Source organism: Gallaecimonas sp. GXIMD4217 (genome assembly GCF_038087665.1).
GTDB lineage: Bacteria > Pseudomonadota > Gammaproteobacteria > Enterobacterales > Gallaecimonadaceae > Gallaecimonas.
Genome location: NZ_CP149925.1, coordinates 135,221 through 156,148 on the forward strand (window position 1 = coordinate 135,221; position 20,928 = coordinate 156,148).

Annotated in this window: 18 protein-coding genes; 11 read left to right on the forward strand and 7 right to left on the reverse strand. The window is 66.8% G+C overall.

What is annotated here, in order from left to right:
* Window positions 1-4 precede the first annotated feature (4 nt).
* The 3 genes from WDB71_RS00680 to nfuA all read right to left on the reverse strand — a co-directional run bounded on the left by WDB71_RS00680 (window position 5) and on the right by nfuA (window position 2,962).
* Window positions 5-1,984, reverse strand: a complete 1,980-nt coding sequence (locus WDB71_RS00680; protein WP_341502741.1) for a ribonucleoside triphosphate reductase — start codon at window positions 1,982-1,984, stop codon at window positions 5-7.
* A 169-nt stretch (window positions 1,985-2,153) separates the two neighbouring features.
* Window positions 2,154-2,384, reverse strand: coding sequence for a hypothetical protein (locus tag WDB71_RS00685; protein WP_341502742.1), 231 nt, complete (start codon window positions 2,382-2,384; stop codon window positions 2,154-2,156).
* Window positions 2,384-2,962: a Fe-S biogenesis protein NfuA gene (nfuA, locus tag WDB71_RS00690; RefSeq protein WP_341502743.1), complete on the reverse strand. Its 579-nt coding sequence runs from the start codon at window positions 2,960-2,962 to the stop codon at window positions 2,384-2,386. Before nfuA ends, WDB71_RS00685 begins: the two co-directional genes overlap by 1 nt.
* A gap of 185 nt (window positions 2,963-3,147) precedes the next feature.
* On the opposite strand from nfuA, the gene WDB71_RS00695 reads away from it, so the two are divergent.
* Window positions 3,148-5,670, forward strand: coding sequence for a M14 family zinc carboxypeptidase (locus WDB71_RS00695; RefSeq protein WP_341502744.1), 2,523 nt, complete (start codon window positions 3,148-3,150; stop codon window positions 5,668-5,670).
* Here the strand turns inward: WDB71_RS00695 and WDB71_RS00700 are convergent.
* Window positions 5,667-6,335 carry a ComF family protein gene (locus tag WDB71_RS00700; protein WP_341502745.1) on the reverse strand — a complete coding sequence of 223 codons (669 nt, stop codon included), beginning with the start codon at window positions 6,333-6,335 and terminating at the stop codon, window positions 5,667-5,669. The two genes, WDB71_RS00695 and WDB71_RS00700, sit on opposite strands and share 4 nt — an antisense overlap.
* Window positions 6,336-6,359: 24 nt before the next feature.
* Here WDB71_RS00700 and bioH point away from each other — a divergent pair, with 24 nt between their 5' ends.
* The 4 genes from bioH to WDB71_RS00720 all read left to right on the forward strand — a co-directional run bounded on the left by bioH (window position 6,360) and on the right by WDB71_RS00720 (window position 9,359).
* Complete coding sequence (bioH, locus tag WDB71_RS00705; RefSeq protein ID WP_341502746.1) at window positions 6,360-7,133, forward strand: pimeloyl-ACP methyl ester esterase BioH; 774 nt, start codon at window positions 6,360-6,362, stop codon at window positions 7,131-7,133.
* Window positions 7,134-7,154: 21 nt separating this feature from the next.
* Window positions 7,155-7,361, forward strand: a complete 207-nt coding sequence (locus WDB71_RS00710) for a hypothetical protein (protein WP_341502747.1) — start codon at window positions 7,155-7,157, stop codon at window positions 7,359-7,361.
* A 67-nt stretch (window positions 7,362-7,428) separates the two neighbouring features.
* Complete coding sequence (locus WDB71_RS00715; protein ID WP_341502748.1) at window positions 7,429-8,952, forward strand: thioredoxin family protein; 1,524 nt, start codon at window positions 7,429-7,431, stop codon at window positions 8,950-8,952.
* Window positions 8,949-9,359, forward strand: coding sequence for a GFA family protein (locus tag WDB71_RS00720; RefSeq protein WP_341502749.1), 411 nt, complete (start codon window positions 8,949-8,951; stop codon window positions 9,357-9,359). Before WDB71_RS00715 ends, WDB71_RS00720 begins: the two co-directional genes overlap by 4 nt.
* A gap of 334 nt (window positions 9,360-9,693) precedes the next feature.
* On the opposite strand, the gene WDB71_RS00725 is transcribed toward WDB71_RS00720, so the two are convergent.
* Complete coding sequence (locus WDB71_RS00725; protein WP_341502750.1) at window positions 9,694-10,887, reverse strand: sodium:proton antiporter; 1,194 nt, start codon at window positions 10,885-10,887, stop codon at window positions 9,694-9,696.
* A 111-nt stretch (window positions 10,888-10,998) separates the two neighbouring features.
* Here WDB71_RS00725 and creD point away from each other — a divergent pair, with 111 nt between their 5' ends.
* Window positions 10,999-12,297: a cell envelope integrity protein CreD gene (gene creD, locus WDB71_RS00730; protein WP_341502751.1), complete on the forward strand. Its 1,299-nt coding sequence runs from the start codon at window positions 10,999-11,001 to the stop codon at window positions 12,295-12,297.
* 29 nt (window positions 12,298-12,326) lie between these two features.
* Here creD and WDB71_RS00735 read toward each other — a convergent pair whose 3' ends face one another.
* Window positions 12,327-14,615 carry a Tex family protein gene (locus WDB71_RS00735; RefSeq protein WP_341502752.1) on the reverse strand — a complete coding sequence of 763 codons (2,289 nt, stop codon included), beginning with the start codon at window positions 14,613-14,615 and terminating at the stop codon, window positions 12,327-12,329.
* 78 nt (window positions 14,616-14,693) lie between these two features.
* Here WDB71_RS00735 and greB point away from each other — a divergent pair, with 78 nt between their 5' ends.
* Complete coding sequence (gene greB, locus WDB71_RS00740; RefSeq protein WP_341502753.1) at window positions 14,694-15,179, forward strand: transcription elongation factor GreB; 486 nt, start codon at window positions 14,694-14,696, stop codon at window positions 15,177-15,179.
* On the opposite strand, the gene WDB71_RS00745 is transcribed toward greB, so the two are convergent.
* Window positions 15,176-16,558: an alginate export family protein gene (locus WDB71_RS00745; RefSeq protein WP_341502754.1), complete on the reverse strand. Its 1,383-nt coding sequence runs from the start codon at window positions 16,556-16,558 to the stop codon at window positions 15,176-15,178. The genes greB and WDB71_RS00745 overlap by 4 nt on opposite strands.
* 202 nt (window positions 16,559-16,760) lie before the next feature.
* On the opposite strand from WDB71_RS00745, the gene ompR reads away from it, so the two are divergent.
* The 4 genes from ompR to WDB71_RS00765 all read left to right on the forward strand — a co-directional run bounded on the left by ompR (window position 16,761) and on the right by WDB71_RS00765 (window position 20,925).
* Window positions 16,761-17,486: a two-component system response regulator OmpR gene (gene ompR / locus WDB71_RS00750; protein WP_341502755.1), complete on the forward strand. Its 726-nt coding sequence runs from the start codon at window positions 16,761-16,763 to the stop codon at window positions 17,484-17,486.
* Window positions 17,483-18,793, forward strand: a complete 1,311-nt coding sequence (envZ, locus tag WDB71_RS00755; protein ID WP_341502756.1) for a two-component system sensor histidine kinase EnvZ — start codon at window positions 17,483-17,485, stop codon at window positions 18,791-18,793. Before ompR ends, envZ begins: the two co-directional genes overlap by 4 nt.
* A 183-nt stretch (window positions 18,794-18,976) precedes the next feature.
* Window positions 18,977-20,221 (forward strand): HlyD family efflux transporter periplasmic adaptor subunit, encoded by a 1,245-nt coding sequence (locus WDB71_RS00760; RefSeq protein ID WP_341502757.1) that lies wholly within the window; start codon window positions 18,977-18,979, stop codon window positions 20,219-20,221.
* Between the two features lie 17 nt (window positions 20,222-20,238).
* Window positions 20,239-20,925: an ABC transporter ATP-binding protein gene (locus WDB71_RS00765; protein WP_341502758.1), complete on the forward strand. Its 687-nt coding sequence runs from the start codon at window positions 20,239-20,241 to the stop codon at window positions 20,923-20,925.
* Window positions 20,926-20,928 lie beyond the last annotated feature (3 nt).

The following is a 20,928-nucleotide window of genomic DNA, read 5'->3' on the forward strand; positions in this document are numbered from 1 at the left end:
GGTTTCAGCCGGCCTGCCTGGCCAGCAGTTCGTCGTCGCAACGGGGGCAGAACTCGTGCTCCCCGTCCAGGTAGCCGTGTTTGGGGCAGATGGAAAAGGTGGGGGTGACGGTGATGTAGGGCAGGCGGAACCGGCCCAGGGCGCGCCGCACCAGGGCCTTGCAGGCCTGGATGCTGGAGATGCGCTCGGCCATGTACAGGTGCAGCACGGTGCCGCCGGTGTACTTGCACTGCAGCTCGTCCTGGCGGCTCAGGGCCTCGAAGGGATCCTCGGTGAAGCCCACCGGCAGCTGGCTGGAGTTGGTGTAGTAGGGCTGGTCGTCGGTGCCGGCCTGGAGTATGCCCGGGTAGCGCTTGCGGTCCTCCTTGGCGAAGCGGTAGGTGGTGCCTTCCGCCGGGGTGGCCTCCAGGTTGTAGAGATGGCCGGTTTCCTCCTGGTACTGGACCATGCGTGCCCGCACGTGATCCAGCAGCGCCACCGCCAGGGCGTGGCCAGGGTCGCTGCTGATGTCGTGCTCGCCGCCGGTGAAGTTGCGCACCATCTCGTTGATGCCGTTCACCCCCAGGGTGGAGAAGTGGTTGCGCAGGGTGCCCAGGTAGCGCTTGGTGTAGGGGAACAGGCCCTGGTCCATGAACTGCTGGATCACCTTGCGCTTGAGCTCCAGGCTGTCCCGGCCCAGATCCATCAGCTGGTCCAGGCGCGCCAGCAGGCCCGGCCAATCGCCCTGGAACAGGTGGCCCAGGCGGGCGCAGTTGATGGTGACCACCCCCAAGGAGCCGGTCTGCTCGGCGGAGCCGAACAGGCCGTTGCCGCGCTTGAGCAGCTCGCGCAGATCCAGCTGCAGCCGGCAGCACATGGAGCGGATCTGGTTGGGCTTCATGTCGGAATTGATGAAGTTCTGGAAGTAGGGCAGGCCGTAGCGGGCGGTCATCTCGAACAGGCGATCGGCGTTGGCGCTGTCCCAGTCGAAGTCTTCGGTGATGTTGTAGGTGGGGATGGGGAAGGTGAACACCCGGCCCTTGGCGTCGCCGGCCTGCATCACCTCGATGTAGGCCCTGTTGATGAGGTCCATCTCCGCCTGCAGCTCGCCGTAGCAAAACGGCATCTCCTCGCCGGCGATGACCGGCACCTGCTGGCGCAGATCCTCCGGGCAGACCCAGTCGAAGGTGAGGTTGGTGAAGGGGGTCTGGGTGCCCCAGCGGGACGGTACGTTGAGGTTGTGGATGAACTCCTGGATGCCCTGCTTGACCTCCTCGTAGCTCAGCTTGTCCCGGCGTACGAAGGGGGCCAGGTAGGTGTCGAAGGAGCTGAACGCCTGGGCGCCGGCCCATTCGTTCTGCAATGTACCCAGGAAATTGACCATCTGCCCCAGGGCGGATCTCAGGTGCCTGGGCGGGGCCGATTCCACCTTGCCGGGCACGCCGTTGAAGCCCTCGTGCAGCAGGGTGCGCAGCGACCAGCCGGCGCAGTAGCCGCTGAGCATGTCCAGGTCGTGGATGTGCAGATCGCCGTTGCGGTGGGCCTTGCCGATGGCGGCGTCGTAGATGTGGCTGAGCCAGAAGTTGGCGATGACCTTGCCGGAGACGTTGAGGATCAGGCCGCCCAGGCTGTAGCCCTGGTTGGCGTTGGCGCTGATGCGCCAGTCCTCGCGCTGGAGGTATTCGTTGATGGTGGCTTCCACGTCCACCAGGGTGCCCCTGTCGGCACGCAGGCTGTGGCGGCGCTCCCGGTAGAGGATGTAGGCCTTGGCGGTGGCGAAGTGGCCGGCGGCGGCCAGCAGCCGTTCCACCTGGTCCTGGATGGCCTCCACCCTGGGCCGCTCCGGCAGGGCCGGCAGCACCTGCTGGCAGAGGGCGGCGGCCTCGTCTTGGTCGAACTCGCCGGTGGCGCGGCCGGCCTTGGCGATGGCGTGGGTGATGCGGTCGGCATCGAAGGGGGCCAGGCTGCCGTCCCGCTTGACGACCAGGCGCTGCTTGCCAGACATGGAGTCTCCTTACTAAATCCAGGGTTAATCACAATATCTTGTGTATTAGATTTAGTTTGAAACCCATATCTTGTGGTTGACCAGGATCAATAAAGGGGCATTGCTGCCCATTGGCGATCATGCGGGAAGAGGACTTTTCCCAGGCAGACGCCCGGTGGGGGTAAGGAAATCAGCGGGCCAGGAACTGGCCGAGGCGGTGGCAGAGGATGCCCACATAGCCGCTGAGGGCCAGCAGCATGCCGGCGCCGCCGATGATAAGGCCGGGCACCTGCAGCAGGGGGTCGAAGCGGCTTCCGGCCAGGATCAGGGCCAGGCCGGCCAGGAACAGCAGCAGCCCGGTAAAGAAGCGGCGGGCAGCCAACCTTGGCCGGCTGCCCAGGCGCTCGATGAGGGCGCGCATCAGTAGTAGGAGTGTTCGCCGTGCTGGTGCTCGGTGACGTCGCGGACGCCCTTGAGCTCTTCCGGGAACTGGGCCAGCAGCTCCTTCTCGATGCCTTCCTTGAGGGTCACGTCCACCATGGAGCAGCCGTTACAGCCGCCACCGAACTGCAGTACGGCGATGCCGTCGTCGGTGATCTCCATGATCGCCACCTTGCCGCCGTGGCCGGCCAGCTGGGGGTTGATCTGGGACTGGATCACATAGTCGACCCGCTCGATCAGCGGCGCATTATCGGCCACCTGGCGCACCTTGGCGTTGGGGGCCTTGAGGGTCAGCTGGGAGCCCATCTGGTCGCTGGTGAAATCGATCTCGGCGTCCTGCAGGAAGGGGGCGCTCTGCTGGTCCACTATGGCGTCGAAGCCGTTGAAAGGCAGGTGCTCGTCCGTGGGCTCCACCGCATCCGGCGGACAGTAGGACACGCCGCACTCGGCATTGGCCGTGCCGGGGTTGACCACGAAGACGCGGATATTGGTGCCGTCGGGCTGGTCGGCCAGCAGTTTTTTGAAGTGGGCCTGGGCGGCCTCGGAAATGCGGATCATATCGCCTCGCGAAAACCTGACTACTTTACTGGGTTATGATAACGCGCCTGGGCGGCGAAACCTAGGCCCTTCTGTTACCTCCAGCGGGGTAGGGCGCGACCAATGGCCCCGGCCCCATGACCGCCGGCCTTTTGTTTGGCGCCGGCCTTGAGTAGCCTTTAGCAAAACACCAACAAGGCATTCCCATGACGAGCTGGCGACATTGGGCGGCGGCCCTGGCCCTGCTGCCCCTGGCCGTGCAGGCCAAGCCCACTGCAGAATACTTCCCCAAGGCGCAACTTTCCGAGCAGCTGCCCACCCCGGAGGCGGTGCTGGGCTTCGGTATAGGCGACTGGCACCTGCGCCACGACCAGCAGCTGGCCTACCTGGAGCAGCTGGCGGCCCGGTCCGAGCGCATCCGGCTTATCGATATCGGCCGCACCACGGAGCAGCGCCGCCAGGTGGTGCTGGCCATCTCCAGCCCCGCCAACCTGGCCCGCCTGGAGCAGATCCGCCGCCAGCATCTCAGGGTGCTGGACGGCGAGCGGGATGACAGCCTGCCGGCCCTGGCCTGGCTGGGCTACTCCATCCATGGCGATGAACCGTCGGGCGCCAACGCCGCGCCCCTGGTGGCCTACTGGCTGGCTGCGGGCCAGGACGCCGAGGTCAAGGCGATACTGGAGCAGACGGTGGTGCTGATCGATCCGGCCCTGAACCCGGACGGCCTGGACCGCTACGCCAACTTCGCCAACAACCACCAGGGCCGCCACAACTCCGGCTCCCTGCAGCACCGCACCCGCTGGCAGGATTTCCCGGCCGGCCGTCTCAGCCACTATGGTTTCGACCTCAACCGGGACTGGCTGCTGCTGACCCACCCGGCGTCGCGCAACCGCATCGCCTTCTGGCAGCGCTGGCTGCCCCAGGTGTTCGGCGACTTCCACGAGATGGGGCCCCACAGCAGCTTCTTCTTCCAGCCCGGCATCCCCAGCCGGGTCAACCCCCTGACGCCGCCGCGCAACCAGGAGCTGACCCGCAAGCTGGCCGAGGGGGTCGCCCAGGCCCTGGACGGCCAGGGCCGGCTCTACTTCACCGGCGAGTCCTATGACGATTTCTACTGGGGCAAGGGCTCCAGCTATGCCGACGGCCTGGGTGCCATCGGCATCCTCTACGAACAGGCCAGGGCCCGCGGCCAGAAGGTGGAGACCCCCTTCGGCGAGCTGACCTTCACCTACGGCATCGAAAACCAGCTCACCGCCAGCCAGAACCTGCTTCGGGGCGTGCTGGCCCACAGGGCCGAGCTTCGCGAGTACCAGGCCGGCTTCTTCGCCAGCGCCCGGGAAGAAGGGCGCGACGAAAAGCTCAAGGGCTACCTGCTGAAGAACCCGGACGATCCGGCCCGGCTCGAGGAGCTGGCGGCCCTGCTGGCCGCCCACGGCATCCAGATCTACGAACTGGGCCGGGATGTCGACCTGGAAGGACGCCGCTTCAAGGCCGGCAGCGATCTCTACATTCCCCTGGCCCAGCCCCAGTACCGGCTGCTCAGGTCCATCTTCGAGCGGCGTACCAGCTTCCAGGACAACAGCTTCTACGACGTGTCCAGCTGGAACCTGCCCCTGGCCTTCAATGTCGAGGCCATTGGCGTCTCCGACGGCCGCTACAAGTCCCATATGGAGGCCAGGCCCTGGCAGCCGCAGGGACGCCGGGACATCGCCGTGGAGCCGGCCTATGCCTGGGCCTTTCAGTGGCGTGCCAGCCAGGCCCCGGCGCTGCTGGCGGATCTGCTGGCCCAGGGGGTGCGGGTGTTCGCCTCCGGCCGGGAGATGGTCAACAGCGGCCACAGGCTCAGCCCGGGCGACATGCTGATCCCGGCCGGGATCCAGGACCAGCCTGAGCTGCTCAAGCTGCTGACCCGCCTGGCCAACAAGCACCAGCTGCCGCTGATGGCCCTGAAGGGCGGCCTGTCCGCCAAGGGCGGCGACGTGGGCAGCCCCAGCCTGGTGCCCATGACGAAGCCCAGGGTGGCGCTGCTGGTGGGACGCGACATCCATGCCCAGCGCGCCGGTGGCGTCTGGGAGGCCCTGGATCAGCGCGCCGGCGTCGAGCTGACCCTGCTGGAGTCCACCCTGCTGCCCTGGATGGACATCAACGAGTTCAGCCACCTGATCCTGCCGTCCGCCTCCTGGCTGGGCCTGGGCGAGGACTTCACCGGCCGGCTCAAGGGCTGGGTGGAGCGGGGCGGCACCCTGATCACCCTGACCGACGCCAGCACCTGGGCGGCGAGCCAGGGCCTGCTCAAGGCCGAGGTGCTGGCCGAGGAAGACCGCGCCCTGCTGTTCCCCACCAAGGATCTCAGCTATGCGGATCGGGACGCCCATGGCGCCAACATGCTGATCGCCGGCGCCCAGGTGCTGGCGGATCTGGATCCGGGCCATCCCCTCAACTGGGGCCTGGGCAGCCTGACGCTGCCGTTGATGCGGGATCACACCGGCATGCTGGTCAAGTCCGAGGGTGACTTCACCGTGCTGGGCCGATACGCCGAGCAGCCGCTGCTGTCCGGTTTCATGGCCGGGGCCAACAAGGATCAGCTGGCCGGCACCCCCGCCGCCGTGGCCCAGCGCCTGGGCAAGGGTGCCGTGGTGGCCTTCATGGACGACGTCAGCTTCCGTGGCATCCAGCGTGGCTCGGAGCGCTGGCTCAGCAACGCCCTCTATTTCACGCCCAATTTCTAAAGGGCCCGGGCCAGGCACCACACCTGCACGTCCTCGCAGCCGGCGGCCAGCAGCTGCCGGCTGAGCAGGGACACCGTGGTGCCCGTGGTCACCACGTCATCGATCAGCGCCACCCTCTTGGGTGGCGTTTTGGTGACGGTGAAGGCGCCCTTGAGGTTGCGCTGCCGCCCCTTGCGGTTCAGGCCCTGCTGCTTGCGGGTATGGCGGCGGCGTACCAGCAGGCCGTTGTCCACGGCTATCCCCAGCCGCTCCCCCAGGTGGTTGGCCAGCAGCTCGGCCTGGTTGAAGCCCCGCCACAGCAGCCGCCACTTGTGCATGGGCACCGGCACCAGCACGTCCGGCAGGGGCCGGTCGCCAAGGGCGGCCAGCAGGGGCAGGCACAGGGCCCTGTCCAACCACCACTGCCGCCGGTACTTGAAGCCGTGGATCAGCCTGTCCCAGGGCGGCTGGTAGAGGGCGCCGGCCACCAAAGCGCTAAAGGGTGGCGGCGCCAGTCGGCAGCGCTTGCAGGGACCGCCGGGGGAGGGCAGGCCACAGTTGGGGCAGGGGCTGTGCAGGCGGGGCAGATCCGCCAGGCAGTCGGGGCAGAGGCTGAGCCTGGCGGGCAGCCGGCACAGCACGCAGGACCTGGTCGGCTTGGCCCATCGCCTCAGCCGGGCTACCATGGCGGCGCTGTATCTGGAGGTAAAATGGCATCCTTGCATATCGAGACCCACGGCCAGGGGGAACCCCTGGTATTGCTGCACGGTTGGGGCGTCAACGGCGGCGTGTTCAGCAAACTGGTACCCCTGCTGGCCGACCGTTTCCAGCTCAGTGTGATCGATCTGCCCGGCTTTGGCCAAAGCCAGGGGATGCCGGCCCAGCACAGCGCCCTGGCCATGGCCGAGCTGGTGGCCGAACAGGTGCCGCAGCAGGCCATTTGGCTGGGCTGGTCCCTGGGTGGCCTGGTGGCCAAGGAGGCGGCCCTGAATCGCCTGGGCGAGCCCAAGGCCCTGGTGACCGTGGCCTCCAGCCCCCGCTTCCTGGACGAGGACCACTGGCCGGGCATCAAACCGTCGGTGCTCGAACAATTCGCCGCCTCCCTGGACGGCGAGCTGGCCAAGGTCATAGAACGCTTCCTGGCCATCCAGGCCATGGGCTCGGAAACGGCCAGAACCGACATCAAGGCCCTGCGCGAGGCGGTGCTGGCCAGGCCCCTGCCCAGCCGGGAAGCCCTGGCCGCGGGCCTGGCCATCCTCGACAGCGCCGATCTGCGCCCGGCCCTGGCCGATATCCGCCTGCCCTTCCTGCGCCTCTACGGCCGCCTCGATGCCCTGGTGCCGGGCCGGGTCATCGCCCGGGTGGATGAGCTGAGCCCGGGCAGCCAGTCCCATACCTTTGCCCATGCCTCCCATGCGCCCTTCATCTCCCACCCACGGGAATTTGTGGCCCGGCTCACGGCCTTTGCCGATGCGCTGGCATAAGCTGATGGCCAGGAGGTAAACATGAACAACGTCATCAACAGCGGCCTCGCCCTGCAGCAGCAGGCCCAAGGCCGGGCCACCGAAGCGGCCGGCACCCTGGCCCGCGGCCAGGTGGAAGTACAGCCCCTGGTGGAGCTGCAACTGGCCGAGCAGGAGTCCGCTGCCGCCGCCAGGCTGCTCCAAAGCGCCGACGACATGCTCGGCACCCTGATCGATATCCGGGCCTGAAGTCCCTCCTTGTGAGCAGGGCAACAACGCGGTAGCTTGTTGTCATCATGTAAACAAGGAGCTCCCCATGACCACTCATCCCCTGTTGCGGCTGTCCCTGCTTTCCCTGGCCCTGGCCGGCCTAAGCGCCTGCGACAAGGCGCCCCAGCCGGAGGCCAAGGCAGCAAAGCAGCAGAGCAAGGCCGAGCAGCACCAGGTCCATGGGGACGGCATCAACTGGTTCCAGGGCGGCGTCGACGCCGCCTTCGTCCAGGCCAAGGCCGACGGCAAGCCCGTATTCCTGTTCTGGGGCGCCGAGTGGTGCCCCTACTGCCAGCAGATCAAGAACACCATCTTCAACCGCCGTGAATTCATCGAGCAGAGCCGCCAGTTCGTGGCCGTCTACGTGGACGGTGACGCCGAGGGCGCCCAGGCCATAGGCGACCGTTTCAAGGTGATGGGCTACCCCACCATGCTGGTGTTCGCCCCCGATGGCACCGAGTTGACCCGGCTACCCGGCGGCATCGACCTGGAGCAGTACGCCGCCGTGCTGGATCGGTCCCTGAACGGCCTCAAGCCGGTGCAGGATCTGGCCCGGGCCGCCCTGGCCGGCCAGGCGCTCAGCGACAGCGAATACCGCCAGCTGGCCTACTACTCCTGGGATCAGGACGGCGACATCGACAACAGGGCGGCGCTTTTCGCCAGCCTCGGGGAAGGTGCCGGCCAGGCCGATGTACGCACCCGCTTCTACCTGTTGTGGGTTGGCGAACAGCTGCAGGGCGACGGCCTGGCGGCGGACCAGGGCGCCGAGCTGGCCCGGCAGCTGGGGGCCATACTGGCCGACGGGGCGCTGACCAAGGCGGCCCTGGAATGGCTGCAGTACCTGCCCGGGGAGCTGCTCGAGGCCACCGGCCTGGAAGGCGAAGCCAAAGAAAAGCTGCAGGCCAAGTGGCTGGCGGCCATGGACCAGGTGGCGGCGGACGCCGGCTATTCCAACCGGGAGCGCCTGCTGGCAGCCTACCCGGCCCTGGCCTTTGCCGACCAGCCGGATGAAGGCCTCCAGGCCCAGGTCCGCAAGGCCGTGGCCCGGGCCGATGCCGACACCAGCAATCCCTATGAGCGCCAGGCGGTGATGAGCGCCGCCATTTCCCTGCTGCGGGATGCCGATCTGAACGAGGAAGCCTCCAGCCTGGCCGAGACCGAGCTGAAGAAGGCGGCCCAGCCCCATTACTTCATGAGCTATATCGCCAGCATCGAGGAAGAGCTGGGCAACGGCGACCAGGCCCTGGCCTGGCGCAAGCGCGCCTTCGACGAGGCCAGGGGGCCGGCCACCCGCTTCCAGTGGGGTACCAGCTACCTGCAGGCCCTGGTTCGGCTGGCGCCGGAGCAGGGCCAGCTGATCGAGCAGACCGCCTTGGCTCTGCTGGACGAGGTGCAGCAGAGCGAGCTGTTCTCCGGCCGCAACTACAAGCGCCTGCAGCGCATCGAGCAGAGTCTCAGGGACTGGCAGGGCGACAGCCAGGCCATCAAGAGCAAGGTGCTGGGCCAGTGCCAGCCCCTGGCCCAGGCCCTCAAGGCCAGGTGCGAGGCCTTCATGGCGGCCGAGGCATGAGCAGGGGCAGCTGCCTGTGCGGGGCGGTGCGCTACCAGGTGGAGGAGGTGGCCTGGGTGGCCCACTGCCATTGCCCCATGTGCCGCAAGAGCCATGGCGCGGCCCTGGTGACCTGGGTGGGCGTCAACAAGGACGCCTTTCGCATCACGGCCGGCGAGGACCAGGTTAACTGGTACGAATCCAGCCCAGGTGCCGGCCGCGGAGCCTGCAGGATCTGCAACTCGCTGCTGTTCTTCCATGCCCCCAGGTGGCCGGACGAGATGCACATCACCCGGGCCAGCTTCGACGAGGATATCGGGATGCGGCCCCTGGCCCATGCCTGGTACGACCGTCACGTGGACTGGCTGACCATAAGCGACGATCTGCCCAGGCGGGGCGGCCCCTCCGGCACCGAGCCCCTGGACTAGAGCCGCCGTATCAGCAGCGGCATCAGGGGGCCTGTACGACAAGAGCGGGCGTGAACAGGGCAAAGCCGTAGACCACTGAATCAGAGCCGCCGTATCAGCAGCGGCATCAGGGGGCCTGTACGACAAGAGTGGGCGTGAACAGGGCAAAGCCGTAGACCACTGAATCAGAGCCGCCGTATCAGCAGCGGCATCAGGGGTGCCTGTACGACAAGAGTGGGCGTGAACAGGGCAAAGCCGTAGGCCACTGAATCAGAGCCGCCGGATCAGCAGCGGCATCAGGGGTGCCTGTACGACAAGAGTGGGCGTGAACAGGGCAAAGCCGTAGACCACTGAATCAGAGCCGCCGTATCAGCAGCGGCATCAGGGGGGCCTGTACGAAGAGGGTGAACAGGGCAAAGCCGTACACGACCGACTGGGCCGTATACCAGCCCTCCAGGGTCACGGGCAGGGCCAGGGCCAGGGCCAGGGACACGGCGCCGCGCAGGCCGCCCCACATCATCACATGGCGCTGGGCCAGGGGCAGCCGCTGCTGGCCCGGCAGGCTGTTGGCCAGGGGCAGCAGGCCGTAGATCACCAGCGACCGGGCCAGTATGGCCGCGGCTATGCCGATCAGCATGGCCAGCCAGCGGTCGGCGAACATCATCCAGGTCACGGTGACGCCCACCAGCAGGAACACCAGGGCATTGGCCAGGTAGGCGGCCACCTCCCAGAGTCCGGTCAGCAGGCGTTCCTGGCCCTTGCCGCGGCAACTCTCGCCGTAGATAAGCCCGGCCACCACCAGGGCCACAATGCCGGACACCTGCAGCCAGTGTTCGGCGATATGGAAGGTAAGCAGCATCAGGATCACCGAGCCGGCGGCCAGGTGCATCTGCTCGCTCAGGGAGCGCACCCCCAGCCAGGCCAGCAGGCCCAGGGCGGCACCGGCCAGGATGCCGCCGCCAAAGGCATAACCGAAGCGCCAGATGGCCTCCAGGATAGAGATGTCGCCGCCACCGGCCAGGCCCAGCAGCACCATGAAGGCCACCACGGCGGTGGCGTCGTTGAACAGGCTCTCCCCCTCCAGCAGGGTATGGAGCCGTTCGGGGGCGCCCATGGCCTTGAACAGGGCCACCACCGCCACCGGATCCGTGGCCGACAGCATCACCCCGGTGATCAGGGCGGTGAGCAGCGGGAAGCCCAGCTCGTGGCCTATGCCAAGGAAGAGGACCAGGCCGCTGATGGCGGCGGCCAGCAGCATGGCCGGCACCGCCAGCACCAGCACCGGCCACCATACCCCTTTCAGGGCACCCAGGCGCAGGTTGAGGGCCGACTCGAACACCAGCACCGGCACCAGGGCGTGCAGTATCCAGTCCTGGAAGTGATGCCAGCGAAAGCCGGTATCGAAGCCGGCCAGCAGCACCAGCTCCGAGCCGATAAAACCCACCAGCACCAGCAGGGTGGCAAAGGGCAGCCGCAGCCGCCGGGCCAGGGGCTCCAGCAACATGGCCAGGAGCAGCATCAGGGCAATGGTGAGCAGGCTGGTAAGCATGGGCTTCTCCCGGGGTTTCCTACAAGGTTAGTCCCTGGCCGGCAGGCCGTTCATGGGGTGGTCAGGGGCGCGGGCCTAGTCTGGACAGAGTTAACAAAGAGACAACAAATCATGGACGAAAACTCCTTCACCAGGCGCAACGGCGCCACCGTCAAGATGCTGCTGATCGGCCTGCTGGCCCTGCTGCTGTTGATCCCCATTGCCATGGTCAAATCCCTGATCGTCGAGCGCCAGCAGCGCCAGAACGAAGTGATCGAGGAGATCGGCGCCAAATGGGGCCAGGCCCAGCATCTCACCGGCCCTATCCTGGTGCTGCCCTACACCGACTATATCCAGGACAACAAGGGCAACCGCCATGCCAGCCACCAGAACGCCTACCTGCTGCCGCAGCGGCTCGAGGTGGAGGCCAGGGTCGAACCCCAGGTCCGCTACCGGGGCATCTACCAGTCCGTGGTCTACGAGACCAGGGTCAGCCTCAGCGGCCGCTTCGATCCCGCCCTGCTGAAACAGGTGCTGGGCCAGCACAATAACCTGGAGCCGGGGCGGGCCATGCTGGCGCTGGGTCTGGGCGATCTCAAGGGCATACGGGAGTTGAGCAAGGCCAGGCTGGGCAGCAGCGCCCTGGAGATGTCGCCGGTCAGCTTCGATGCCGGCCTCGACAGGGCCATCGCCGCCCCGGTCGATGTGAACGCCAAGCTGGATTTCCAGTTCGAGCTGACCCTCAGGGGCAGCGAGCGCCTGTACCTGGCTCCCTCCGGCAAGGAGACCAGGCTGACGGTCAGTTCGCCCTGGGCCACGCCCAGCTTCGAAGGGGCCTACCTGCCCAGCGAGCGCCGGGTCGGCAAGGACGGCTTCGAGGCCCAGTGGCAGGTGCTGCACTTCAACCGCAGCTTTCCGCAGTTCTGGCTGAGCAACCAGTACAGCCACCATGCCGATGACTTCGGGGTGGCCTTCCTGGTGGCGGCGGATCCCTACCAGCAGATCCACAGGGTGGCCAAGTACGGCCTGATGTTCATCGGCCTGACCTTCGTGGCCTTCTTCTTCTCCGAGGTCACCAGCGGCCGCAAGGTCCACCCCCTGCAGTACCTGCTGGTGGGACTGTCGCTGTGCGTCTTCTACACGCTGCTGCTGGCCATCTCCGAGCACAGCAGCTTCGCCCTGGCCTATGGCCTGTCCAGCCTGGCCACCGTGTTGCTCATCGCCGGCTACGCCAAGGCGGCACTGGCCAGCGGCAGGCTGGCGGGGCTGGTGGGGGCCATGCTGGCCATCCTCTACGGCTACCTCTACATCATCCTGCAGCTGGAGGACTATGCGCTGCTGATGGGGGCCCTTGGCCTGTTCGGGGTGCTGGCGGCGGTGATGTACCTGACCCGGCGCATCGACTGGTACGCCCTGGAGCTGAACGGATAAAAAAACCGGGGCCTGGCCCCGGTTTCTTATCAGCGCTTGAGCGCATTCTTCAGCGCGTCGGCCATGGCCGAGTTGCCGGCTTCCTGGCGTGGCGCCAAGCGGGGCTGGCTGCGCTGGGGGCCCCGTCCCTGGCCGCCGCGACCGGTCACCTGGCCGGGCTCGTCGCCCAGGCGCATGGACAGTCCCACCCGCTTGCGGTCCAGATCCACCTCCATCACCTTGACCCTGACCACCTGGCCGGCCTTGACCACCTCGCGGGGGTCGTTGACCCGGCGCTCGCTCATGGCGGAGATGTGCACCAGGCCGTCCTGGTGGACGCCGATGTCCACGAAGGCGCCGAAGTTGGTGACGTTGGACACCACCCCTTCCAGCACCATGCCGGGCTTGAGATCCTTGAGGGTCTCGACACCCTCGGCGAAGCTGGCGGTCTTGAACTCGGGGCGGGGATCCCGGCCCGGCTTGTCCAGCTCGCGGATGATGTCGGTGACGGTGGGCAGGCCGAACTGCTCGTCGACGAAGTCCCTGGGGGTGAGCTTCCTGAGCACCTCGGAGTTGCCGATCAGGGCCGCTTCCGCCTTGCCGGTGGCGGCCTTGATGCGCTCCACCACCGGGTAGGACTCGGGGTGCACCCCTGAGGCGTCCAGGGGGTTGTCGCCGCCGCGGATGCGCAGGAAGCCGGCGCACTGTTCGAAGGCCTTGGGCCCCAGGCGGCTGACCTTGAGCAGCTGCTTGCGGCTGGTGAAGGCGCCGTTCTCGTCCCGCCAGGCGACGATATTGCCGGCCAATGTCCTGTTGAGGCCGGCAACCCGGGTCAGCAGCGGCGCCGAGGCGGTGTTGAGATCCACGCCGACGCCGTTGACGCAGTCCTCCACCACCGCATCCAGGGTGCGGGACAGCTGGGCCTGGTTGACGTCGTGCTGGTACTGGCCGACGCCGATGGATTTGGGGTCGATCTTCACCAGCTCGGCCAGGGGATCCTGGAGGCGGCGGGCGATGCTGACGGCGCCGCGCAGGGACACGTCCAGCTCCGGGAATTCCATGGCGGCGAACTCGGAGGCGGAATAGACGGAGGCGCCGGCCTCGCTGACCATCACCTTGGTGATCTTGAGGTCGGGAGCGGCCTTGAACATATCGGCCACCAGGCGGTCGGTTTCGCGGCTGGCGGTACCGTTGCCGATGGCAATGAGGTTGACGCCAAAGCGGCGGCACAGCTGCTCCAGGGCCTGGATGGACTGCTGGTATTGGCGCTTGGGCTCGAAGGGGTAGATGGTGGCGGTGCCTTCCAGCTTGCCGGTGGCGTCCACTATGGCCACCTTGACGCCGGTGCGGATGCCCGGATCCAGGCCCATCACCACCTTGGGCCCGGCGGGGGCCGCCATCAGCAGATCCTTGAGGTTGTCGCCGAACACCTTGATGGCCTGCTCCTCGGCGCTTTCGCGGATGCGGCCCATCAACTCGGTTTCCATGTACATCAGTACCTTGATGCGCCAGGTCCAGGCGATGGTCTGCTTGAGCCAGGTATCGCGGGCGCCGGTGCCCAGGCTGAGCTTGAGGTGGTTGGCGATGATCACCTCGCAGTGGGAGGAGCGAACGCCTTCCTCCTGGTCCGGATCGGCGTCCAGGGTCAGGGAGAGGATGCCCTCGTTACGGCCGCGCAGCATGGCCAGGGCCCGGTGGGAGGGCACCGACTTCAGGGCCTCGCGGTGGTCGAAGTAGTCGCGGAACTTGGCGCCCTCCTGCTCCTTGCCGTCCATGACCTTGGCCACCAGCTGGGCATGGCTCCACAGGTAGTTGCGGATCTTCTCCAGCAGGGCGGCGTCCTCGGCGAAACGCTCCATGAGGATGTAGCGGGCGCCGTCCAGGGCCGCCTTGGTATCCGCCACTTCGTCGCTCAGGAACCCTTGGGCTAGGGCCTCGGGATCGGCATTGGCGTCCTCCAGCAGGGTATCGGCCAGGGGGCCCAGGCCCTGCTCCAGGGCGATCTGGCCCTTGGTGCGGCGCTTGGGCTTGTAGGGCAGGTACAGCTCTTCCAGCTTGGTCTTGGTGTCGGCCCCCAGCAGTTCGGCCCTGAGCTCCGGGCTCAGCTTGCCCTGCTCCTCGATGCTGGCCAGGATGCTCTGGCGGCGCTCTTCCAGCTCCCTCAGGTAGCCCAGTCGGCTCTCCAGGTTACGCAGCTGGGTGTCGTCCAGGCCGCCGGTCACCTCCTTGCGGTAACGGGCGATGAAGGGCACTGTGGCGCCCTCGTCCAGCAGTTGTACGGCGGCGTCCACCTGCGCTTGGCGAACGGCCAGTTCTTCGGCAATTTTTCTGTTTATCATCAACTTCTATCCAAGCCGTGCGGCTCAATGGGCTTTGGTGCTAAGTTAGCGGCCATTGTGCCACCTGACATGAACAAGATGAAACGCTCGAACTACATTACCCGCGAGGGCTGGCAGGCCCTGGACCAGGAGCTGAAATACCTGTGGAAGGTGGAGCGGCCCCAGGTGACCCAGGCGGTGTCCGAGGCCGCGGCCCTGGGCGACCGATCCGAAAACGCCGAGTACATCTACGGCAAGAAGCGGCTCAGGGAAATCGACCGCCGGGTGCGCTTCCTGACCAAGCGCCTGGACGCCCTGACCATAGTGGATCCCAGCCCACAGCAGGAGGGCAAGGTCTTCTTCGGCGCCTGGGTGGAGGTGGAGGACGAAGAAGGCAAGGTCCAGCGCTTTCGCATCGTCGGCCCCGACGAGTTCGATCTGCGCCAGGGCAAGCTCAGCGTCGACAGCCCCATGGCCCGGGCCCTGATCGGCAAGCAGCTGGACGACGAGGTCTGGGTGCAGACCCCCACCGGCCGCCGGCCCTGGGTGGTCACCGCCATCCGCTACCGGCCCTTCGAGGGCTAGAAGCTGAACTTGCCGTACAGCATCATGTAGTACCAGTCGTCGTCGGCGCCGGTGAACTGCCTGGCACCCCGGTCCGGGCTGGCATAGGCGCCCACCAGGCTGAAGGACAGGTGGTTGTGGGGGTACCAGTCGAGGATCAGGTTGAACTCCTGGGCGAAGGCCTCGCTGCCGACCCCCATGCCGGCGGCCTTGTCCAGGCGGAAATCGTACCAGCTCAGGCTCACCGCCAGATCCTCCCTGGGGCTGACCGCCAGGCGCAGCAGGTGGGAATTGAGGTTGGAGTTGATAAGCACGTACTCGCCCAGGATCTCGCCCTGGTACCAGTAGCCCCAGTCATAGAAGCCGTAGAAGAGCGGGTCGAAGTTGCGGTTGCTGCCGTCGTCCGGGTCGCCGTCCCCCTCGAAGCTGGCGTACCTGTAGGTCAGGGCGGGCGACCACTTTACCCGGTCGAAGTCGTAGCGGGCCGACAGGTACCAGCCGTCGGCGTCATGGGCCCGGCCGTTGTCCTGGACCACGTACTCGCCGTCAAGACGGAGCTGGTCCAGGGCCGTGCCCGGCAGCCAGGCCTTGAAGGGGGTCAGGCTGAAGCGCCCATCATAGATGTCCATGCCGTCCCTGGGCTTGGCGTTGGCCGACAGCCGGTAAAGGCCGCCCCCCACCGAGCCCAGCTCCCCCAAGTCGTAGTCCAGGGTGACGCCGCTGGCCCTGGTGTTGTGGTCGGGATGGTCCGGGGCCTTGTTGTCGTTGCCCTTGAGGTAGATCAGCTCGGCCTTCAGCCCCTGGTAGTTGACGCGGGCAATGGCGGCGTAATCGGCGGCCTTGCGATCGCCCAGCCAGAATCCCGAGCGGTCGCCGCCATTGTTGGCCTGGGAGAAGAACAGGAAGCCGGTGCCGGCCACGTATTGCTGGCGGCCGAAGGAGATATCCAGGAAGTCCTCGCCCAGCTCGGGGAAGAGGTTGCCGGAGCGCCAGCCGACATAGGCCCGCTCGACGGCGGTGTCGCTGGTGTCGCCCAGGCCGACGTTGGTGCCGGCGGCGTCTATGCCTTCCTGGCCCACCGCCAGCAGGGTCAGCTGGCCGTAGAAGCTGCTGCCGTTATCCAGCACATAGTTGCCGTTGAGGCTGGGCATCAGCGCAAACTCCAGCCAGTCGGTGGAGCTGTCACCCAAGTTGCCCTCGGCGTCGCCGAACCAGGAGTCGGTTTGGTCGAACCAGGCGAATTCCGCCTTGAAGGCGGCCCGGACGCTGCTCCCCTGGTCGTCCTGCCAGAGCGCCAGGGGATCCCGCTCCTCGTCGGCCCGGGCGAGGAAGGCGGCCGGCAGCAGGGCGATTGAGACCAGGAGGTAGGCGGCGGGGCCTATGGCCTTTGCGATCATCATGGGCGATAAGTCCTCTGCTTGGGTGCCGGGCACCCCATCTTGAGAAAAATAGGCCATTCCGGGCGCCTTGCCTGCCGGTCGTCCCAAGTCTGGCCCCTTCGGACCCCTGGGCTCCCATGGGTAATTCTTTGTAACAAAAGCGGCTAGGCTGGCTGTGGCAAACTTTTTATAGTAGTGACAGTACCTTGTGGGAGTGAGTCAGATGGGACAGGAAACAACCAAGATCCTGGTGGTCGACGACGACATGCGGCTGCGTTCCTTGCTGGAGCGTTACCTGGTGGAGCAGGACTTCCAGGTCCGCAGCGCCGCCAACGGCGAGCAGATGGACCGGCTGCTGGAGCGGGAGAATTTCCACCTGATGGTGCTGGATCTGATGCTGCCCGGCGAGGACGGCCTGGCCATCTGCAAGCGCCTGCGCCAGAAGGACGAGCACCTGCCCATCATCATGCTCACCGCCAAGGGCGACGAGGTGGACCGCATCATCGGCCTGGAGCTGGGCGCCGACGACTACCTGCCCAAGCCCTTCAACCCCCGCGAGTTGCTGGCCCGCATCAAGGCGGTGCTGCGCCGCCGTACCGCCGAGGTCCCGGGCGCCCCGTCCAGCGAGGAGCAGATGGTGTCCTTCGGCAAGTTCAGGCTCAACCTGGCCACCAGGGAGATGTTCGACGAGGACCAGCCCATCAGCCTCACCTCCGGCGAATTCGCGGTGCTCAAGTCCCTGGTCACCCATCCCAGGGAGCCGCTGTCCCGCGACAAGCTGATGAACCTGGCCCGGGGCCGGGACTATTCGGCCCTGGAGCGCAGCATTGACGTGCAGGTATCGCGGCTGCGGCGCATGATAGAGCCGGATCCCAGCCGGCCCCGCTACATCCAGACCGTCTGGGGCCTGGGCTATGTGTTCGTGCCCGACGGCAGCCCCAAGGAATGAGGCTGATCCCCAAGTCCGCCTTCGGCCAGACCGTCATGCTGCTGGCGGCACTGCTGCTGGTGAACCAGCTGGTCAGCTACATGATGGTGCTGGTCTATGTGATCAAGCCCAACTACGACCAGATCAACGACCTGCTGGCCAAGCAGGTCAAGGTGGTGTTCCTGGACGAGCCCCTGGACGGCCGCGAGCGCCTGGAGCTGCCCGACGAAATGCGGCGGCGCTTCTGGGAGGCCACCGGCATCGAGATCTTCAAGGAGAAGGTGGCCCTGGACATGGGCCTCAAGGACGCCACCTACTACAGCATCCTCTCCGAGCCGCTGAGCCGCGAGCTGGGCGGCGAGACCGAGGTGCGCATCTCCCAGGACGACATCTTCACCATCTGGGTGCGCCCACCCATGGCGCCCCAGTACTGGCTGAAGATCCCCCTGACCGGCTATGACGCCTCCGAGCTGTCGCCGTTGCCCATCTACCTGACCATGATCGGCTTCCTGTCGGTGTTCGGCGGCTGGCTGTTCGCCCGGCGCATCAACAGGCCCCTGAAGAGCCTGGAGGTGGCGGCTCGCCAGGTGGGGCGCGGCGAAAACCCCGACAAGCTGCGTGAAGACGTGGGCTCCCAGGAGATCCAGGCGGTGACCACCGCCTTCAACCAGATGGCCAGGGGCATAGCCCAGCTGGAGGAGGACAGGGCGCTGCTGATGGCCGGGGTGTCCCACGATCTGCGCACCCCCCTGACCCGCATCCGCCTGGCCACCGAGATGATGTCGGCAGACGAAAGCTACCTGCGCGACGGCATCATCGGCGACATCGAGGACATGAACGCCATCATCGACCAGTTCATCGCCTATGTGCGCCAGGACCGGGAGGACCAGCCGGAGATAGCCGAGCTCTGCCCCCTGGTGGAGGACGCGGTGTCGTCCTTTGCCGAGCGGCCGCTGCAGGTGGAGCTGCTGCTGGGCCCCCTGCCGGCGCTGCGGCTGCGGCCGCTGTCGCTGAAAAGGGTGCTCTACAACCTGCTGGAGAACGCCGAGCGCTACGGCCGCGGCAACGCCAGGGTGCTGACCCGGCTGTCCCGGGACGGCAAGTGGGCGGAGCTGGTGGTGGAGGACGACGGCCCCGGCATCCCCGAGCCCGAGCGGGAGCGGCTGTTCCTGCCCTTCGAGCGGGGCGACAAGGCCAGGGGCTCCCACGGCTCCGGCCTGGGCCTGGCCATCATCAAGAAGATCGTCGACTCCCACCGCGGCCGCATCGCCCTGGGCGAAAGCGAACTGGGCGGCCTGAGGGTGACCATAGGGCTGCCGCTGCACTGAAGGCATAAAGTGCCGCCAAGGGCCCGCTTCGGCGGGCCTTTTTCATGGGCGTTTTCGCGCACAGGGGCGAAAACGCCCCTGCTGCAATACAATGCCTCTCCTTAAAACCCTTTAAAAACAGATAGATAAATATTGGCATCCCTTTTGCCCTTGTTCTGTCATGCCATAAGCCAAGGAGTAGAAATGGATATCGCCAAACAGCCGCGCAAAAGCTGGAACCGCAGGTGGCTGCTGCTGCCCACCCTGGTGGTGGTCGCCGGCCTGGCTTGGAGCCTGCAGGGCCCCGATGCCAGCCGCAGGGTGGCGCTGGCCGACATCGGCACCGCCAAGGTACAAGAGGGCGACTTCCAGGTGCAGGTCGAGGGCTTCGGCACCCTGGTCTCGGCCCGGCAGCGGGTGGTCACCACCCAGGTCAAGGGGGTGGTGGAGCAGATCGCCGTGCGCCCCGGCGCCCAGGTCAAGGCCGACACCCTGCTGCTGACCCTGAGCGACCCCGAGCTGGAGCAGCAGCACCATGACGCCAAGCTGGCCCTGGAGCGGGAAGAACTGGCCCTGGCGGCACTGAAGCTGGAGCAGGGGGTCGAGCTGTCTCGCCAGCGCCAGGAGGTGTTGAGGCTGCAGGGGGAGACGGAGCTGGCCGCCCTGGAACACCAGGCCAACGGCGAGCTGGCCAGCAAGGGCATCGTTTCCAGGCTGGATCTGGCCAGGAGCCGGCTGCGCCATGAACAGCTGCAGCGCCAGTGGCGTTTCGAGCAGCAGCGCCTGGAGGAGCTGGAGGAAGTGCTGGAGCAACGCCGGCGGATCCAGGCCGGCCAGGTGGAGCGGCTCAGCCGCCAGCTGGCCCTGGTCGACAGGCGCAAGGCGGCCCTGGAAGTGAGGGCCGGCCTGGACGGCATGCTGCAGTCCCTGGACGTGGAGGTGGGCCAGAGCCTGCCCCTGGGGCACAGGCTGGCCACCGTCGGCGCCCAGGATCAGCTGCTGGCCCAGGTCGACATCCCCCAGAGCCAGGCCGGCGCCCTGTCCCTGGGCGACAGGGTCGAGGTCGACACCAGGGGCGGCCAGGTGGGCGGCAGCGTCAGCCGTATCGAGCCCGTGGTCAACGGCGGCACCGTCCGGGTCGAGGTGACCCTAGAAGGCGAGCTGCCCGCCAACGCCAGGCCGCAGATGCGGGTCCGGGCCAGCATCCATACCGACACCCTCAGCGGCGGCCTCTATGTGGCCAGGCCCGCCAACGCCTACGAGGGCCAGCGCGGCCGCCTGTACCGCCTCGACGAGGACGGCCTGGCCCGGCTGGTACAGGTGCGCTTCGGTGCCGGCAACGACCGCCAGATCCAGATCCTCGAAGGCCTGAAGGCCGGCGACAGCATCATCACCTCCGACAGCGGCCACTGGCTGCAGCAGGAGCTCGACTGGTTACAAATCCAATAATGAAGAAGGAAATGCCCATGATCACCCTGACCGATATCCACAAGTCCTACCATACCGATACCCTGGAGACCCTGGCCCTGAGGGGGATCAGCCTGACCATAGCGCAGGGCGACTATGTGTCCATCAATGGTCCGTCCGGCTGCGGCAAGTCCACCCTGCTGTCCGTGCTGGGGCTGATGGATGACGCCAGCCAGGGCCAATACCACCTGGGCGAGGTGGAGGTCAGCGCCCTGAGCCGGGCCGACAGGACCCGGCTGCGCCGCGACCGCATCGGTTTCGTGTTCCAGTCCTTCAACCTCATCGACGAGCTGAGCGTGTTCGACAACGTCGCCCTGCCGTTGCGTTACCAGGGCCTGGCCACGGACGGTATCCGCGAACGGGTGGAGCAGTGCCTGGAAGCGGTGCAGCTGGCCCACAGGGGTGGCCACAAGCCGGCCCAGCTCTCCGGTGGCCAGCAGCAGCGGGTGGCCATCGCCAGGGCCATAGTGACCAACCCGGATCTGCTGCTGGTGGACGAACCCACCGGCAACCTGGACAGCCACAACGGCGAGGCCATCATGGCGCTGCTGGACCAGCTCAACGAGCGGGGCTGTACCATCGTCATGGTCACCCATGACGCCGCCTTTGCCCGCCGCGCCAAGCGCCAGCTGCACCTGCTGGACGGCCGGCTTATCGCCAGCGAAGCCCTGCGCCAGGCCGTGTAAGGA

Coding starts and splice junctions, on each gene's coding strand:
- WDB71_RS00720 (WP_341502749.1), top strand. CDS start 8,949: ATGAGCAGGGGCAGCTGCCTGTGCGGGGCGGTGCGCTACCAGGTGGAG.
- WDB71_RS00765 (WP_341502758.1), top strand. CDS start 20,239: ATGATCACCCTGACCGATATCCACAAGTCCTACCATACCGATACCCTG.
- WDB71_RS00695 (WP_341502744.1), top strand. CDS start 3,148: ATGACGAGCTGGCGACATTGGGCGGCGGCCCTGGCCCTGCTGCCCCTG.
- envZ (WP_341502756.1), top strand. CDS start 17,483: ATGAGGCTGATCCCCAAGTCCGCCTTCGGCCAGACCGTCATGCTGCTG.
- WDB71_RS00715 (WP_341502748.1), top strand. CDS start 7,429: ATGACCACTCATCCCCTGTTGCGGCTGTCCCTGCTTTCCCTGGCCCTG.
- WDB71_RS00710 (WP_341502747.1), top strand. CDS start 7,155: ATGAACAACGTCATCAACAGCGGCCTCGCCCTGCAGCAGCAGGCCCAA.
- WDB71_RS00735 (WP_341502752.1), bottom strand. CDS start 14,615: ATGATAAACAGAAAAATTGCCGAAGAACTGGCCGTTCGCCAAGCGCAG.
- creD (WP_341502751.1), top strand. CDS start 10,999: ATGGACGAAAACTCCTTCACCAGGCGCAACGGCGCCACCGTCAAGATG.
- WDB71_RS00725 (WP_341502750.1), bottom strand. CDS start 10,887: ATGCTTACCAGCCTGCTCACCATTGCCCTGATGCTGCTCCTGGCCATG.
- nfuA (WP_341502743.1), bottom strand. CDS start 2,962: ATGATCCGCATTTCCGAGGCCGCCCAGGCCCACTTCAAAAAACTGCTG.
- WDB71_RS00745 (WP_341502754.1), bottom strand. CDS start 16,558: ATGATGATCGCAAAGGCCATAGGCCCCGCCGCCTACCTCCTGGTCTCA.
- WDB71_RS00700 (WP_341502745.1), bottom strand. CDS start 6,335: ATGGTAGCCCGGCTGAGGCGATGGGCCAAGCCGACCAGGTCCTGCGTG.
- ompR (WP_341502755.1), top strand. CDS start 16,761: ATGGGACAGGAAACAACCAAGATCCTGGTGGTCGACGACGACATGCGG.
- greB (WP_341502753.1), top strand. CDS start 14,694: ATGAAACGCTCGAACTACATTACCCGCGAGGGCTGGCAGGCCCTGGAC.
- WDB71_RS00685 (WP_341502742.1), bottom strand. CDS start 2,384: ATGCGCGCCCTCATCGAGCGCCTGGGCAGCCGGCCAAGGTTGGCTGCC.
- WDB71_RS00760 (WP_341502757.1), top strand. CDS start 18,977: ATGGATATCGCCAAACAGCCGCGCAAAAGCTGGAACCGCAGGTGGCTG.
- WDB71_RS00680 (WP_341502741.1), bottom strand. CDS start 1,984: ATGTCTGGCAAGCAGCGCCTGGTCGTCAAGCGGGACGGCAGCCTGGCC.
- bioH (WP_341502746.1), top strand. CDS start 6,360: ATGGCATCCTTGCATATCGAGACCCACGGCCAGGGGGAACCCCTGGTA.